The following is a 16553-nucleotide window of genomic DNA, read 5'->3' as shown; positions in this document are numbered from 1 at the left end:
TAAGGAATAAGACTTGGCATCTGCCAAGTCTTTTATATAAAATGGAAGTGAGTGATTTAAAGGGAGGAAGACATGAAGAAGATATTGGTCATTGATGATCATCCGGCTGTCATGGAAGGGACAAAAAGCATATTAGAATCAGATCAACAGCTATCAGTCGATTGTTTAAGTCCTGATGCAGAAGCCGCCTTTTTAAAGACGCATGACTTTTCCATCTATGATGTGATTTTGATGGATTTAAATCTCGGGGATATCAATGGAATGGACATTGCGAAACAAATTCTAGAAACCAACCAACAAGTGAAAATCATCATTTATACAGGGTATGAAGTAGATGATTATTTTGAAGAGGCCATTCGGGCTGGATTGCACGGTGCAATTAGTAAAACAGAGACAAAAGACAAAATTATTGAATACATACACCGCACATTGCAAGGAGAAGTTGTCATTCAGCTATCCTATTTAAAGAAATTAATTTCACAGCAGCAAGAAAAGCCAGAACAGGCGCAGCAGACCGATCACGAGCTGTTAACAGAGCGAGAGTGTTTGATCCTGAGAGAAGTGGAAAAAGGATACACGAACCAAGAGATTGCCGATGTGCTGCATTTGAGCAAACGCTCAATTGAATACAGCTTGACGTCCATCTTTAATAAGCTGAATGTTGGCTCTCGAACCGAAGCGGTGTTAATTGCAAAATCTGAAAGTGTATTGTAAACGTGTGAAGGGAGAGAACCCTGATGGAAGTGAGTGGATCAAATACACTGCTTGAGGCACTGGGGATTGAGATTGTAGAGTGTAATGAGTCTCGATGCGTAGCGACAATGCCAGTCGATCATAGAACAAAACAGCCATTTGGACTGCTGCACGGAGGAGCATCTGCTGCTCTAGCAGAAACAGTGGCAAGCATGGGGGCTGCGGCTCATTTAGACTTAACTCAGCAAGTTTGCTCAGGGATTGAAATTAATGCCAATCACTTAAAATCTGTACGTGATGGAGTAGTGACAGCGACGGCTGTTCCTGTACATGTAGGGCGCCGTACAATGGTATTTCAAATTGATATTAAAGATGATCGAGACCGGCACATCTGTACGTCAAGATGTACACTTGCTGTCATTGATCGCATATAAAAAAGCTCCCGGTGCAGCGGAAGCTTTTTTTAGGTTGGATTGATTCATAAAAAGAAGATCCCCGCATGTGAGGATCTTCTTTCGGTTTATAAGTACGAGTCTTCTTTGCGTTTAATCACGAAGTTACGAAAACCACCATAATCATCTTGTACACTTCGTTTGTCCATCTTGACACCAGTATTGTAGGCGGCTCTTCCGATCAAGTGTGCGCCGACCGGAGCTGTTAAAAAGATAAAGACAATCCCAAGTAGAATCTTCGCAGAAATAATACCTGCAAGAAACCATTCGTGAAAGAATACCCCAACTAATATGAGGACAACACCAAGTGTCGATGCTTTTGATGCAGCATGCATACGTGTATAAACATCCGGCAGGCGAAGAACGCCAATGGCTGAAATGAGACAAAGGATGGCGCCAAGCAGAATAAAGAAAATGACAATAGCTTTAGCGATGACGATCATTTTCAATCACTTCCCCTTTCTCAAGGAATTTGGAAAAAGCGACAGTGCCGATAAAGGCAAGGATACCGAGCAGTAAAATAATTTCAAAAAACGTTGTCGTTTTCAGCAAAATAGAAACGATAGCTGTCATCCCAATTAAATTGATTCCTATCGCATCAAGTGCACTTACACGATCAGGAATAGAGGGACCTTTGATCACTCGAATAACAAACAGAAGGGTGGACAGGGCAAGAATACCAAGTGAAATTTGTAAGATGATCTCCATTACTTGCCACTCACCTCCTGAATCGCTTTTTCAAATGAAACACGGATATCATGAATGGCTTTTTCCGCATCTTCAATATCCATTGCATGAATGTACAAAATCGAACGATCATCAGAAATATCTATGACCAGTGTACCTGGTGTCAATGTAATCATGTTAGAAAGGATGCTAATTTCCCAATCCGTTTTCAAGTCCGTACGAAAGGCAAAAATACCGGGCTTTATTGTGAGCTTTGGAGATAATACGGTCTTTAATACACTTAAATTGGCAAGAAGCAGCTCCCGAATAAAAATCAATAAGAGCTTGAAAATTGCATAAAGGGCATACCCGTAAAAACGCTGTGGGAAAAATCGCCGAAGCATAAAAATGGCGACCATCCCTAGTGCAAAGCCTGATACAAAGTCTGCTGCTCTGTATGTATCATTCATAAACATCCAGGTAAAGGCGAGGAGAGCGTTTAATAATATTTGAAAGGCCATGTTCATCTACTCCTTCAGCACAGCTTGAATATATTTTTCTGGTGTTGAGAGCATTTCCGCTGCTTGATTAATATAAGGGGAAATGAACTCTGTCCCTAACCCAATGGCAAGTGACAAGATCACAAGCATTACACCAGGGTACACCATTCCTTTAACCGACGGTTTCCTTCTTCGCGTATCTTGTTCCTCACCCCAAAATGCGAGTATGAAAATTCTCATGATCGAATAAAGGACAAGAAGGCTGGACAGTAAGACAAGGATAGAAAAGGTCATGTGACCAGCCGAAAAGCCGCCTTCTACAATCTTTAGCTTTCCAACAAACCCACTCAGAGGCGGGATTCCTGCTAGTGATAAAGCCGATATGAAAAACATCCACCCTAATAAGGGCTGAGATTGAATTAGTCCGCCCATCTTTTTCAAGTGATTTGTGCCAGCATACACAAAGAGTGCACCTGCCAGCATAAATAAAGCGCCTTTAATCACCATGTCATGAATGAGATAATAAATGGCCCCTTGAAGTGAGGCAGGTGTATTGGCTGCAATCCCAAACAAAATGACCCCAACGGCTGTAACAATGTTATAGATCACAATCTTTTGCACATCCGAATAAGCAATCGAGCCTATCACACCAAATATCACAGTCAGTGCGGCCAGCCATGCCATAAGTGTATGGGTGAACCCTGTATCGTGTATAAAAATTAACGTAAAGACTCTGGCAATCGCATATAAACCAACTTTTGTGAGCAAAGCGCCAAATAGAGCGGAAATCGCTGCTGGTGGTGCATGATATGATCCTGGAAGCCAGAAATAAAGCGGGAAGATCCCAGCTTTTAAGCCAAATACAATCATGAACAGAATGGAAATAACAGTGATTAATCCTGTTTGCCCTGATTCAGCAATCTTCACACTTAAATCAGCCATATTCAGTGTACCAGTGACTGCGTATAAACAAGCGACACCGACGATAAATAAAGCCGATGAGATGATATTAAACACAATGTATTTGAGTGATTCTCGAAGCTGCGGTTTTGATCCGCCCAGCACAATAAGCATGTATGATGCCATCAGCAGTAATTCAAAGAATACAAACAGGTTGAAAATATCGCCTGTTAAGAAGGCACCACTTACGCCAGCGAGCAAAAATTGCACGCCAGAGTAATAGAACAGCCGCTCCTTTTCCTTCCCAATCGTTTGAAAGGAGAAAAGAACTGTCACTAGTCCAACGACGGAAGCGGTCAGTACAAGGAGCGCAGCAAATTGATCGGCCACAAGGGCAATCCCAAATGGTGCTTTCCAACCTCCTAAATAGAGGGTTTGAATCCCATTAGTAAATATGGTTTGGACTAAATACACATTGCAGACAATGGCTGATAGTGAAGCAAACACACTAAAGCCTCTTGACAGCATGATGTTCTTATTCATAAAGATCAAGAGTGTAGCAGCTAATAATGGTATTAAAATTGGCAGGATCACGAGATTATTCATGCTGATCATTTCCTCTCATTTGATCCATGTCATCTGTTCGCAGCTCTTGGAAGGCACGGAAGGCCATGACAAGTAAAAAGGATGTCACACCAAAAGCAATGACAATGGCTGTTAAAATTAATGCTTGTGGTAATGGGTCTACATAGGATGTGATTCCCTCAGTTAAAATGGGAGGGGCTCCTTTTTTTAAGCCACCCATTGTTAAAAGAAGCAAATGGACGCCGTGGCTCAAAACAGCAGTGCCGACGATGACCCGCAGTAGGCTTTTTGAAAGCATTAAATAGGTCGCCGTCATAAAAATAATACCGACGATAATAGACATTAGAAATTCCATTATTCCTTCTCTCCAATCGTTTGAATAATGGTCATGGTGACACCGACAACAACCAAATATACACCGATATCAAACAGTACGGCTGTTGCCAGTTCTGTTTTCCCTAAAAACGGCAGTTGAAAATAATCAAATGCATGGGATAGAAAAGGTGCACCGAATAGAAATGATCCCATACCCGTCAGGATCGCGACGAGCAGCCCAGTCGCTGCAACATAGATAAAGTTGAACGGCAGAATGCGTCTAACTGTTTTCAGATCGTAGGCTAAGAGCAGAAGGACGACAGCACTGGCACTCATTAATCCGCCAATAAATCCTCCGCCTGGGTTATTATGTCCCGCAAGAAACAGGTGAAGGGAGAAGAGCAGGATGATGAATGCAGTGATTTTAGTTGTGACTTGTAAAAGCATATCATTCGTATCAATTTTTCTCATCGGCGCACTCCTCTCTTCCGTTTTCCTTGTGTCTTTAATAATCCATAAATACCAAGTGCCGCAATCGCCAGCACGGTAATTTCAAACAGTGTATCAAAGCCCCTGAAATCAACAAGGATGACATTGACAATGTTGTTTCCGCCTGCAAGCTTGTAGCTGTTTTCAATAAAGTAAGACGCAATCGTATCAAGTGACTGATTGCTTGTGGAAGCGAAAGCAAGGCATGTCACAATGACTCCAACACCTACTGAAATGATGAGATTGGTCATTTTAAATTTCCTCGTTTTTTGCTTCATGCTCAGTTGAGGCAAGTGATAGAAGCAAAGTAAAAACAGTGCAACAGAAATTGTTTCAATAATTAACTGGGTGAGGGCAAGGTCAGGTGCCCTGAAAATAACAAAAAATAGTGACAGCGTATACCCCATGACACCTAACCCGATAATGGCTGTTAAGCGAGAACGAGCAAACACAGTCGTGAGGGTTGCTGCTATCATGACTAGTGATAGAATGACCTCGTATGTGCCGACTGGAGCAGCATGCTCCATATTAAATGAAAAGGCATTCTGATAAAACATCACGCCCCCAAGCACGATAATCATGAATCCAAACACATAGACAAGGTAATCACGAAGGAAACCAGTCATATAACTGTTTGTTAGGCGATAGGAGCCCTTTTCTAAGCCGATCAGTGACCGGTCATATAATGAGTTGAATGACCATTTTTCTTTGAAGATATTGTAGATTGGACGCCATTTTGACAACGTCAAATATCCGATGATTCCTAAAGCGACAACACCTATCGTCATATAAAGCTCTGGCTGAAAGCCGTGCCATGCTTCAATTTTGACAACAAACCGTTTTCCTGGATCAATCGCATCCGGAATAATGGCTGCAATTGCAGGTTCAATGACAGAATAAGCTAGAATATTTGGGAAGAAGAAAAAGGTGACCACAAGTGCAGCAAGGATAATTGGCGGAATGAGCATACCAATCGGTGCTTCATGCGGCTTTTTCTCTAATTGATCTAACTGAAGATTGCCTCTAAATGTTTTAAAGAGAAGCATCATACTGTAAATGAACGTAAAGACACTAGCGAGCCAAGCAATTGCTGGGAAAATAGCGCCCCATGTCGAAATATCTGTAAAGCTGATTTCAGAAATGCGCAGCATACTTGTGAAAAACAGCTCTTTACTTAAGAAACCGTTAAATGGCGGTAGACCAGCCATTGAAAATGTACCGATTAACGTAATCGTAAAGGTAATCGGCATAATGGTCATTAAACCGCCTAACTTCCGAATGTCCCGAGTGCCGGTTTCGTGATCAATGATACCAGCCGCCATAAAGAGACTGCCTTTAAACGTGGCATGGTTAATTAAATGGAAAATCGCAGCGAGAACGGCCGCGCCGAAAAAGGCGGGGTCATTTTCATGGATTGCAGCTGCTCCAACACCAAGCATAAGCATAATCATCCCGAGCTGACTAACGGTAGAAAAGGCAAGGATAGCTTTTAAATCGTTTTGACGAACGGCGTGGAATGATCCCCAAAATAACGTCACAAGTCCAACGATGGATATGGTCCAAAACCATACCTCTGATATAGCAAAGATGGGACTAAAGCGGGCTACAAGGTAGATACCGGCTTTGACCATTGTGGCAGAATGCAGATAACTGCTCACAGGGGTAGGTGCTTCCATTGCATCAGGCAGCCAGATATAGAATGGGAACTGCGCTGATTTTGTAAAAGCACCTAGTAAGATCAGGATCATGGCAGGGATAAAGTAAGGTGATGCCATAATGAGCTGAAGCTGATTAACTGCTTCACGAATACTAAATGAATCAGTAATCAGATAGAGGAGGATAAAACCACCGAGCATAGCCAATCCGCCAAAAACGGTAATAAGCAGTGATTTTGTCGCTCCATAACGTGAGCGATCCCGTTTATACCAATATCCAATAAGTAGAAAAGAAGAGATACTTGTCAGCTCCCAAAACAAGTAAAGAACCACCATATTGTCAGATAGAACAACACCGAGCATAGCGGTCATAAACATTAACAAATACGTATAAAAAGAGCCGAGCTGTTCTTTTTCCTTCGATAAGTAGAAAATACTATACAAGACGACAAGCGCACCAATTCCTGTAATCAATAGCGCAAATAACAAACTAAGACCGTCTACATACACAGTGAAATTCATTCCTAGAGAAGGAATCCACTCCATCTGTGAAAATAACGTTCGTCCATTTGATGTCATCGTCATCATTTGGACAAAATAGCTAAATAATAGAATAGGCAAGATAAGAACAAACCACCCTGTATGTATACGCTTTACGTATTTAAAAAGAAAAGGCACAACAAACGCAAGCAGAAAAGGCGATAGGATGGCGAAGTGAATAAGCTGCAAGAAAATAAACCTCCTTCAATCAATATAAATTCACGTTCTAAAGAACTGGTAAATAAAATTATAGCGTAAATACAGACATAGTGCATTGGTTTGAACTGAATTACAGCAAACTGTATTTGTTTTGAGTTCTTTTGACCACAAAAAATATTTTATCAAAAATAAAACTCATTGTATATTGTTTTGTATTTCGTACATGCTTTTCTTAAAGGAGCTGATTACATGAAACTAAAAGCGGGCATCAGCTTAAGCATATTCTGCACGATTTTAGGAGGAGCATTCTTCATAGAACGAAATGATCAAAAAAGGTGGCAGGCGGAAAGTGAATGGCCGTTGTTTTCAGAACATCTTCTCTATATGACCTATCAAGAAGCAAGACAATATCCATTCCAGCCAAGAGAATATATACGTGTAGTCTCTGCTGAAGAATAAATCCTTATAGGAGAAAAGAAATATAAAAAAAGCATGTGCCCATAATAGAGCCCATGCTTTTTATTGTTTGATTAAGTAAACATTCTAAGTAAGATTGTTGCGCAGATCACGGTTGCTGCTCCGCCTAGACGTGTAGAAACTTGTGCGAAAGGCATGAGACCCATTCTTCCGGAAGCTGAAAGGATTGCAACGTCACCAGTACCGCCAAGACCACTGTGACAGCCTGTCACAATCGCAGATTCTACTGGGTACATGTTCATCAATTTCCCAACGAAGTAACCAGAACCAACCATTCCAAGAACGACAGCGATACATACACAAACGAATGGAATAGAAATCACTGTTGCTACATCATCAAGTGGAATGTATAGAATCCCTAGACCGACCATAAGCGGCCATGTGAAGCTTCTTGATACAAACTTGTAGAACTGCTGTGAGCCATCTTGCAAATGCTGAGGCATCACGTTTAAGTATTTGATTAAAGCGGCAAGGACAATCATTAAGATTGGACCTGGAATATGAACAAAGCTTTCTAACAAACCACCAAAAATGAACGTTGTACAAGCAACAAGTACACCAGCACCCATTAACCCAAAATCAACTTTTGGATCCATATCAGGCTGTTCAAAAATTTCATTTGCTTCTTTAGACTTTACAAGACGACCATTCCCGTTTAGTTCAGGACGTTTTTCACCAAGCTTCTTCATTGCCCCAGCACAGATAATGGCAATGACGTTCCCAATGACGGCAGCAGGAATTAATTGAGAAATTAATGACTCTGCTGATACACCAAGAATTTGTGAATAAGCAATAGATAATGGCAAAATCCCTTCTCCAACACCACCAGCAATAATTGGAACAATAATAAAGAAGAACGAATGATGCGGTGTGTAACCAACTAAAAGACCAACAAGAATTCCGGCAGTCACAGCTGCAATTGTTCCTGCAACAAGAGGAACAAACATACGAATAAGGCCTTGTACTAAAACAGTTCGCTGCATCCCAAGAATACTACCTACTACAAGAGCAGAAATATAGAAGTAAAGGAAGTTCGACGTTTTCATAAGAGACGTAACCGCTTCCAACGAGTTCGGATTCAGAACATGAAAAAAGACCAGGAACGATGGTACGAATAAAGAAAGAATCGCCGGTCCACCAATATCTTTTAATATCGGAATACGTTGTCCTATATCTCCAAGGAAAATCCCCAAAATCATAATAACAGCGAAACCACCAAGCATATTTGCTGGAATTTTATTAAAATAAGCGGCAGTTAAAATAATCGCTGCAAGTACTAAATACACAGGAAAGTCAATAACACCAATTTTCCAAGACATGATCTTACGGAAAACGCTTTTATTATTGTCAGAATCGTCTGTAATCGATTTCAATTGTTGTGTATTAGCCACATAAACACCCCCAAATGCTATTTGTCTCAATTGTAGAAGATTCTGTGACACTCATCTATTTATTAAACTAAATTAAGTGTAATAAAAGTAAAATAAACAGGAGTTTTTATGTTTTTATCATACAAAAATCCCCTGAAGGTAGTTTATCCTTCAGGGGACTGATCATACATCGTAATTATCGTTTTCCTTTTAAATAAGGTGTCCCAAGTGCTTTCGGTGCATCTGCCCGGCCGATGAAGCCAGTGAGTGCTAAGATGGTCAGCACATATGGTGCAATGAGCATATACACGTTCGGTATATCTTGGAATAGCGGCAGGAGAGAGCCAATAATGCTTAAACTTTGAGCAAATCCAAAGAATAAAGCAGCGCCCATTGCGCCGAATGGGTGCCATTTACCGAAGACTAGAGCAGCTAGTGCGATGAAGCCTTGTCCAGTAATGGTCGCATGTGAGAAATCAAGCGCGATGGTCGACGCATAAACAGCTCCGCCAAGACCACCAAACAGTCCACTAATAAAGACGCCGATATAGCGCATCCGGTACACTTTGATTCCCATTGTATCAGCAGCCATTGGATGTTCTCCGACTGCACGAAGACGAAGACCAAACGGCATTTTAAATAAAACAAACCAAGCAACAACCGCAAGTGCTAATGCGAGTATGGACGTATAATAAACATCTTTAAAGAAGATATCGCCAATAATCGGAATGTCACTTAAAAGGGGAATATCACCTTTATAGAAAGGCTCTGTAATTTTATCTGTTTGAGCTTTCCCATAAATGAGTTTCACAACAAACAGTGTAGCACCAAGTGCCAGCATGTTAATCGCAACACCACTGACCGTTTGATCAGCACGGAATGTAATGGTCGCAACTGCATGAATCAAAGAGAACAATCCGCCAATCGCCATTCCGACGAGGAGCCCAAGCCATGGGGTCAAGGCGCCAAACGTATCAGCAAACAACAAGTTAAAAATAATACTGGAAAATGCTCCGACGACCATCAAACCTTCAAGACCGATATTCACAACACCTGATCTTTCTGAAAAGACGCCACCAAGAGCGGTTAAAATAAGTGGTGCAGCATAGACAAGTGTTGCTGGGACGATGATTTCAAGAATTTGCAGAAATCCCACTTATTTTCCCCCCTTTTTCTTCATTTGGTTCATCACAAGACGGATAATATAGCTTGAGGCGACGAAAAGAATAATGATCGCAATGACAATATCAACGACCTCAGTCGGCACACCAGATTCAAGCGGCATGTTTAAAGCACCGACCTTCAATCCACCAAGCAGCAGTGCAGCAAGAACAACACCAACAGCAGTATTTCCACCTAATAAAGCGACGGCGATTCCGTCAAAACCTACACCGGTAAACGAGCCTTTAATTGAAGCATATTCAAATGTACCAAGACCTTCCATAGCGCCTGCAAGACCTGCAAAAGCACCTGAAATGAGCATCGCATAAATGATATTGCGGCGAACGTTCATACCGGCATAATGGGATGCCTGCTGGTTCATTCCAACAGCACGCAATTCAAAGCCTTTAGAGGTTTTTTGAATAATGACCCACATTACGACCGCAGCGATAATAGCAACAAAAATACCATTATGCATCCGAGAGAAATCGGTGATTTGTTCAAAGAAACCAGAGCGAAGCGAGGCAGTGGCATCGATTTTTTCTGTTTTATCTTTATTATTCGTTAAGACATTTGAGATCAGATAGTTTGTCACATGAAGGGCAATGTAGTTCATCATGATCGTGACAATCACTTCATGAACATAAAAACGGGCCTTTAAAAACCCAGGGATTAAGCCCCATAATGCACCAGCAGCAGCTGCGGTGATGAGTGCAAGCGGCAGATGGATGTACATAGGTGCATGTACAGTTGTACCGATCCATACAGCAGCTACCCAGCCAATCAGCATTTGACCTTCTACACCGATATTAAAGAGACCTGTCCGAAATGCAAAAGCAACAGCAAGTCCTGATAAAATGTAAGGTGTCACTTGTCTGATGGTTTCTCCCATATAATAGGTTTCACCGAAGACGCCATTCCAAAGGGCGCCATAGCCTTCGATGACACTATAACCGCTTGCCAGCATAATAATGGCCCCAACAAAAAGACCAAGTACAATGGCTATAAGCGGAATGAGCAGATTTGTTAAACGATTAGACATTTGCTTCTTTCCCCACTTCCTGTTGCGTACTTCCAGCCATTAATAGACCAAGTTCTTGCTCTGTTGTTTCTTTTGGATCAACGATGGCAATAATGCTGCCTTCAAAAATAACAGCAATTTTATCACTGACATTCATAATTTCATCAAGCTCAAATGAGATGAGCAGGACGGCTTTGCCTGTGTCCCTTTGCTCAATGAGGCGCTTATGAACAAATTCAATCGCACCAACATCAAGTCCACGTGTCGGCTGAGCGGCAATTAATAAATCAGGATTGCGGTCAACTTCACGGCCAATAATGGCTTTTTGCTGATTCCCGCCTGACAGGGCGCGCGCCTCTGTATATTCACTCGGTGTTCTGACGTCATACTCGGCAATGATTTGTTTTGCCTTTTGGTAAATATTTTTCATATTCATCAAGCCAAATTTTGAGTATGGACGCTGATAATACGTTTGTAAGGAAATATTTTCTCCTATTGAAAAATCAAGCACGAGTCCGTGTTTATGACGGTCTTGAGGAATATGTCCAATTCCAGATTCGGTCACCTTACGAGGCGGAAGATTTTGAATGGCTTTCCCGTTTAGCATGATCGTGCCAGATTCTGATTTTTTTAGACCAGTGATGGCTTCAATTAATTCAGATTGACCATTGCCATCGACTCCAGCAATACCGACAATTTCTCCAGCCTTTACTGAGAGGTTGAGCTGTTTCACCGCTTCAATTCCTCGCGCGTCTTTTACCGTAAGGTCTTGAATTTGAAGTACTTCCTCAGCAGGAGAGGCTTCTTTTTTGTCTGTCTTAAATGAAACTTCACGACCGACCATGAGGCTTGCAAGCTCATCTTTGTTTGTGCTTTCCACATCAAGTGTACGAATGCCTTGGCCTTTTCGAATAATGGTGACGCGGTGACAGGCATCCATAATTTCTTTCAGTTTATGCGTAATTAAAATAATGGATTTGCCTTCATTGATTAAGTTTTTCATAATTTGTATGAGTTCTTTAATTTCTTGAGGTGTTAAGACGGCTGTTGGTTCGTCGAAGATCAAAATATCAGCGCCGCGATAAAGTGTTTTTAAAATTTCTGCACGCTGCTGCATGCCGACAGAGATGTCAGATACTTTTGCGGCAGGGTCTATTTTTAAGCCATAGCGGTCAGAAAGCTCTTGTACTTGCTGTATGGCTTGTTCTTTGTCGATCTTTCCAAATTTCTTGGGCTCTTTTCCTAAGATGATGTTTTCAGCGACGGTGAAGGTATCGACAAGCATAAAGTGTTGATGCACCATACCGATGCCTAAATCACTTGCATCATTCGGGCTAGAGATGGTCACAGGTTTTCCATGAACCTTGATTTCACCTTTTTCAGGCTGGTAAAGACCGAAAAGCACGTTCATGAGCGTTGATTTTCCAGCGCCGTTTTCACCAAGCAGCGCATGAATTTCGCCCTTTTTTAGCTGCAGCGTAATGTTGTCGTTTGCTACAATGCCAGGGAATTCTTTGCGTATATTCAACATTTCAATGACATAATCCACAGGTTTAACCGCTCCTTTTTTAGGGTGCTGATGAAGATAAAAACTAGCAAAAGAAAAGCTGCAAAACGAGGCTGCAGCTTTTCTTTTACCACCTTTTACGAATAAAGAGGAGGTAAAGGAGAGGCAAGGGGATAAGACGCGCTTATCCCGATGCTCAAATTAAGCTTTAAAATCTTTTAGTTCATCACGTGTTGCAGGGATTTTCACTTCGCCCTTGATGATTTTTTGTTTCCATTCTTCTACTTTCTTTAATACATCTTTATCTAGGTTGTCCTGAGATGGAGAAATGTCAAGAGCGCCCTCTTTCAGACCGTAAGTGATCACTTCGCCGCCAGGGAATTTACCTTCTTTTGCTTTTGTCGTTAAGTCTTGTACCGCTGTGTCTACTTTCTTAACCATCGAAGTAAGGGTGACACTTTGTTTTGTTCCAGGTACTTTTCCTTCGTCATACTGGTCTTTATCTACACCGATGACCCAAACTTTACGGTTAGGATCCGCTTTTTTCAGGTTTTTCGCTTCTGTGAAGACACCAGTTCCAGTTCCGCCAGCTGCGTGATAAATGATGTCGACGCCAGATTTGTACATGCTTTCAGCTGTTGCTTTCCCGATGTCTGCTTTATCGAATGCACCAGCATATTTCACTTCCACTTTTGCTTTCGGATTAGCTGCTTCAACGCCTGCACGGAAGCCAACTTCGAATTTTCTGACTAATTCAGAGTCAACGCCGCCGACAAAACCAACTTTGTTTGATTTTGTAGAAAGAGCAGCCGCAACACCCACAAGGAATGATCCTTCATTTTCGTTGAACACAATGCTGGCTACGTTGTCTTTTTTCACGACTGCATCAACGATAGCAAAATGGTTTTTCTTACGTTGATCCGCAATTTCAGATATAGCATCTTCCATTAAGAAACCAATTCCGTAAATCAGGTCGAATTTCTCACGAGAAAGTGTGTTTAAGTTTGTTGTATAGTCAGCGTCTGATTTAGATTGTAAGTAATCAAAGCCGTTTTTACCTTTTTTAAGATTGTTGTCTTTTCCAAATGCTTGTAAACCTTCCCAAGCTGATTGGTTAAACGATTTGTCATCGACACCACCGACATCAGTTACCATTGCAACAGTGAATTGATCTTTATCTTTTTTGCTTTCACCGCTGTTTGAGCCAGAGTTGCCGCATGCTCCAAGGATGGTTCCTGCTGCTACGACTAAGGACAATGCTAGTCCAATTTTGCGCTTCTTCAAAACATAACCCCCTATAAAATTTAAAAGTTTCAGAAAAGTCTCGCGAAAAAAGACCGATCTACCTCTTCTCACCCTTCTGAATAGGGTACTTTATCCTGTTTTCTCCTGAAACTTATGGAGGGCAGGAGAGAAGATGTAAGACATCAGACTTATATCTCGGTTAACTAATCAATCATAATTTATCATTTCCAATCGAATAAATAAATAGAAATTTGTTTTATTTTTAAAAAAATGTTAAAAGGCGAAATTCGATGTCTTTTTATGTGCTGAAATATGATATAATGCCGCTTTTGCGATGTGCTCTACTACAGTGGAACCACTGATATCAAGGGGTTTGTCACATCGTGTTCCATAAAAAAACATCTGGCCTTTATATAAGGTCAGATGTGTCAAATTATAGATATTGCTGAATTAAATTCATATTAGTTGTATTGAGTTTATATTGGAAAACAGGACGTCCAATTGTCCCATATGCCATTTCAACATCAACTACTTCGATGTCCTCAAGGAATTTCAAGTATTTTCTAATGGAGACTTGAGAAATTTCTGTATGATTCGCTAGGTCTTCGGTCGTGAAAGCATGATGACCGAATGATTGAATACTTGTCCAGATGAGTTTGAGTGTGCTTTTGGTCAGACCTTTTGGCAGAAGGACTTTTTCCGTCTCTGCTTTTTTATGAAAGAGCTTCGCATCTAAATCATTTTGCGAGATGCTGTTCATTGTTTGGTACAAGGCGTGTTTCCGTTTATATTCTGAGAGCGCTGATTGGAAACGTTCAAATTCAAACGGCTTGATTAAATAATCAACAGCTCCGTTGCGCATCGTTTGCTGGACTACGTCGACTTCACTGGCGGCTGAAATGACAATGACATCAACCGAATGATTTTGCTTGCGAATTTCTGATAATAATGCCAGTCCATTTTGCCCAGGCATATAAATATCGAGCAGTACGAGGTGAATGGCTTCTGTTTTTAAGATGTCCAGTGCCTGCTGAAAAGAAGTGGCAATCCCTTTTAATTCAAAGCCCTCGATTTGGGTCAGATAACGTTTGTTCAGCTCCCCAACCATTGGATCATCTTCTACTATTAACACATTAATCATGTGAATCCTCCTTTTGTTTGTACGGAATGCGGAGACTAAAGGTCGTTCCTTCTCCTTTTTCACTCGTGACAATCAGATGTCCGTTCAATTTTTTGATGCTTTGGTCAACGAAGTAGAGACCGAATCCTCTGTCTTCTCCTTTAGTTGAAAAGCCTTGATCAAACATGATGTCTTGTTCTTCTTTTGTGAGACCAACACCTGTGTCTGTAATCTCAATATGAAGCTGCTCCTGAACGTATCGGAATGAAATCGAGATATTTTTCGTCTCAGTATGAGAAACAGCATCGAGTGCGTTATTTAACAGGTTGCCAATGACGGTGATGAGATCATGCGTCACTGCTGGGTCCTCTGAATTTGGGACTTGTGTGCTGCATATGACCTCTAAGGTCGCGCCTTGTTCCCTGATATAGCTTTGTTTTCCTAGTAAAAATCCTGCTAAAACAGAGTTTTTCACATGGTTGATGATTTCATTTGTCTCCGTCTGCTGATAGATCGCAATATCTTTGATATAAGTGCCGAGGTCATCGTAGTTTTTGAGCTGAACCAATCCTAAAATGACATGAAGCTTGTTCATAAATTCATGCGACTGAGCACGGAGGGCATTTGCATACATTTTGACTCCGCTCAGCTGCTCAGCCAAGTGTTTGACTTCTGTTTTGTCACGGAAGGTGGCGATTGCCCCGACAATTTCATCTTTTACTGTAATCGGGACTTCGTTAAAGACGAGCTCCAGTCCGTTCATTCTCACGTCGCGGTCAAGCAGCGGCTTGCGTGTTTCAATGACTTGTTTTAAGCCGCTTGAAGGGAGGAGCACCTGAACATCTTGTTCTCTAGGGTCAACCATAATGCCCATATTATGAAAGAGTCGTTTGGCTTCAGCATTGGCGAGCTTGATTTTACCGTGCTGATCGACGGCAAGTATCCCTTCTTTTGTTGATTCTAGCATGGCGCTTCGTTCTTTTAATAATGTAGCAATCTCATCTGGCTCTAGTCCAAACATAATTTTCTTCACTTTTCTTGCCACAATGAGTGCTCCGATGATACCAGAAAGAAGACTGAGCGATGTGACGAAGTAGAGTGGGAGTAAGCTTTGATGAATGATCAAGTCAATTTCCTTTAACGTAATCCCTACTGCCACAGCCCCGAGCTGCTTCCCATTTTGATCATAAACCGGAACAAAAGCACGCATGGATCTGCCAAGTGTTCCAGAAGCCGTACTAATATGTTCCTTACCCTGTAATGCTGGCTCTTCATCACCACCAGCAAATCGCTTCCCGATCTTCTGCGGATTTGGATGGGTTTTGCGAATGCCGTTCATATCCATTACGACAACGAATTCGGTTTTGGTGATTCGCTGAACACTTGTTGTATATTGACGCAGTGCTGAATACGATTGATTTTCTTTTAATGATTTCGCTGTGATCGGAGCCTCTGCGACCATTTTGGCAGTGGAGAGGGCGATGTCACGTTCCTGCTGATGAATATTCTTAGCTGTTTCTGACCAGATCGTAAAGAAAGTGATACAAAGGGAGATCAGGACAACGATACAAACAAAAATCGTCAGCCGAGTTTGCAATCTTAATGTTTTTTTCACGAGTATACCCCTAACGCACGATTTTTTCGTAATAGTAATACTTTAACGGGAAAATGTAAGTTTGTGAAGGAATGTACGTGCAA

17 protein-coding genes are annotated in these 16553 nt (G+C 41.5%); 3 read left to right on the top strand and 14 right to left on the bottom strand.

The window, feature by feature from the left end; all coding sequences use genetic code 11:
* Positions 1–72: 72 nt before the first annotated feature.
* Positions 73–714, top strand: a complete 642-nt coding sequence (comA, locus tag SB660_RS09650; protein WP_058013793.1) for a two-component system response regulator ComA — start codon at positions 73–75, stop codon at positions 712–714.
* A gap of 23 nt (positions 715–737) precedes the next feature.
* On the top strand, positions 738–1127 hold the full coding sequence (locus SB660_RS09645; protein WP_003213775.1) for a hotdog fold thioesterase: 390 nt from the start codon (positions 738–740) through the stop codon (positions 1125–1127).
* Positions 1128–1213: 86 nt separating this feature from the next.
* Here SB660_RS09645 and mnhG read toward each other — a convergent pair whose 3' ends face one another.
* Genes mnhG through SB660_RS09610 form a run of 7 tightly spaced genes read right to left on the bottom strand, consistent with a single transcriptional unit; the run spans position 1214 to position 6984 of the window.
* Entirely contained in the window at positions 1214–1588 is a 375-nt protein-coding gene (mnhG, locus tag SB660_RS09640; protein ID WP_003213369.1) for a monovalent cation/H(+) antiporter subunit G, read from the bottom strand.
* Positions 1572–1853: a Na(+)/H(+) antiporter subunit F1 gene (locus SB660_RS09635; protein ID WP_012011105.1), complete on the bottom strand. Its 282-nt coding sequence runs from the start codon at positions 1851–1853 to the stop codon at positions 1572–1574. Before SB660_RS09635 ends, mnhG begins: the two co-directional genes overlap by 17 nt.
* A complete protein-coding gene (locus tag SB660_RS09630; RefSeq protein ID WP_058013794.1) occupies positions 1853–2332 on the bottom strand; it encodes a Na+/H+ antiporter subunit E in 480 nt (159 codons plus the stop codon). The genes SB660_RS09635 and SB660_RS09630 overlap by 1 nt, the downstream gene beginning before the upstream one ends.
* A 6-nt stretch (positions 2333–2338) precedes the next feature.
* Entirely contained in the window at positions 2339–3817 is a 1479-nt protein-coding gene (locus SB660_RS09625) for a Na+/H+ antiporter subunit D (protein WP_058013795.1), read from the bottom strand.
* A complete protein-coding gene (locus tag SB660_RS09620; RefSeq protein WP_058013796.1) occupies positions 3810–4151 on the bottom strand; it encodes a Na(+)/H(+) antiporter subunit C in 342 nt (113 codons plus the stop codon). The genes SB660_RS09625 and SB660_RS09620 overlap by 8 nt, the downstream gene beginning before the upstream one ends.
* Positions 4151–4582 carry a Na(+)/H(+) antiporter subunit B gene (locus SB660_RS09615; RefSeq protein ID WP_034620105.1) on the bottom strand — a complete coding sequence of 144 codons (432 nt, stop codon included), beginning with the start codon at positions 4580–4582 and terminating at the stop codon, positions 4151–4153. Before SB660_RS09615 ends, SB660_RS09620 begins: the two co-directional genes overlap by 1 nt.
* Entirely contained in the window at positions 4579–6984 is a 2406-nt protein-coding gene (locus SB660_RS09610) for a Na+/H+ antiporter subunit A (RefSeq protein ID WP_410582308.1), read from the bottom strand. Before SB660_RS09610 ends, SB660_RS09615 begins: the two co-directional genes overlap by 4 nt.
* A gap of 219 nt (positions 6985–7203) precedes the next feature.
* Here SB660_RS09610 and SB660_RS09605 point away from each other — a divergent pair, with 219 nt between their 5' ends.
* Positions 7204–7413: a hypothetical protein gene (locus SB660_RS09605; protein WP_012011099.1), complete on the top strand. Its 210-nt coding sequence runs from the start codon at positions 7204–7206 to the stop codon at positions 7411–7413.
* Between the two features lie 71 nt (positions 7414–7484).
* On the opposite strand, the gene SB660_RS09600 is transcribed toward SB660_RS09605, so the two are convergent.
* The 7 genes from SB660_RS09600 to malK all read right to left on the bottom strand — a co-directional run bounded on the left by SB660_RS09600 (position 7485) and on the right by malK (position 16470).
* Positions 7485–8822 carry a 2-hydroxycarboxylate transporter family protein gene (locus SB660_RS09600; protein WP_410582306.1) on the bottom strand — a complete coding sequence of 446 codons (1338 nt, stop codon included), beginning with the start codon at positions 8820–8822 and terminating at the stop codon, positions 7485–7487.
* A gap of 175 nt (positions 8823–8997) precedes the next feature.
* Complete coding sequence (locus tag SB660_RS09595) at positions 8998–9957, bottom strand: ABC transporter permease (protein WP_058013798.1); 960 nt, start codon at positions 9955–9957, stop codon at positions 8998–9000.
* Positions 9958–11004, bottom strand: a complete 1047-nt coding sequence (locus tag SB660_RS09590) for an ABC transporter permease (RefSeq protein WP_058013799.1) — start codon at positions 11002–11004, stop codon at positions 9958–9960.
* The gene (locus SB660_RS09585; RefSeq protein ID WP_410582303.1) at positions 10997–12532 is read right to left on the bottom strand and encodes an ABC transporter ATP-binding protein; all 1536 of its coding nucleotides are present in this window, start codon (positions 12530–12532) and stop codon (positions 10997–10999) included. The genes SB660_RS09590 and SB660_RS09585 overlap by 8 nt, the downstream gene beginning before the upstream one ends.
* A gap of 159 nt (positions 12533–12691) precedes the next feature.
* Positions 12692–13774 carry a BMP family lipoprotein gene (locus SB660_RS09580; RefSeq protein WP_410582302.1) on the bottom strand — a complete coding sequence of 361 codons (1083 nt, stop codon included), beginning with the start codon at positions 13772–13774 and terminating at the stop codon, positions 12692–12694.
* A 394-nt stretch (positions 13775–14168) separates the two neighbouring features.
* Positions 14169–14876, bottom strand: a complete 708-nt coding sequence (locus SB660_RS09575; RefSeq protein WP_410582300.1) for a response regulator — start codon at positions 14874–14876, stop codon at positions 14169–14171.
* Entirely contained in the window at positions 14869–16470 is a 1602-nt protein-coding gene (malK, locus tag SB660_RS09570) for a malate sensor histidine kinase MalK (protein WP_058013803.1), read from the bottom strand. The genes SB660_RS09575 and malK overlap by 8 nt, the downstream gene beginning before the upstream one ends.
* Between the last annotated feature and the right edge of the window lie 83 nt (positions 16471–16553).

The sequence above is a fragment of the Bacillus sp. SIMBA_005 genome (assembly GCF_046535585.1).
In the GTDB taxonomy this organism is placed as follows: Bacteria; Bacillota; Bacilli; order Bacillales; family Bacillaceae; genus Bacillus; species Bacillus pumilus.
This window is presented reverse-complemented; position numbering and strand designations above follow the sequence as displayed.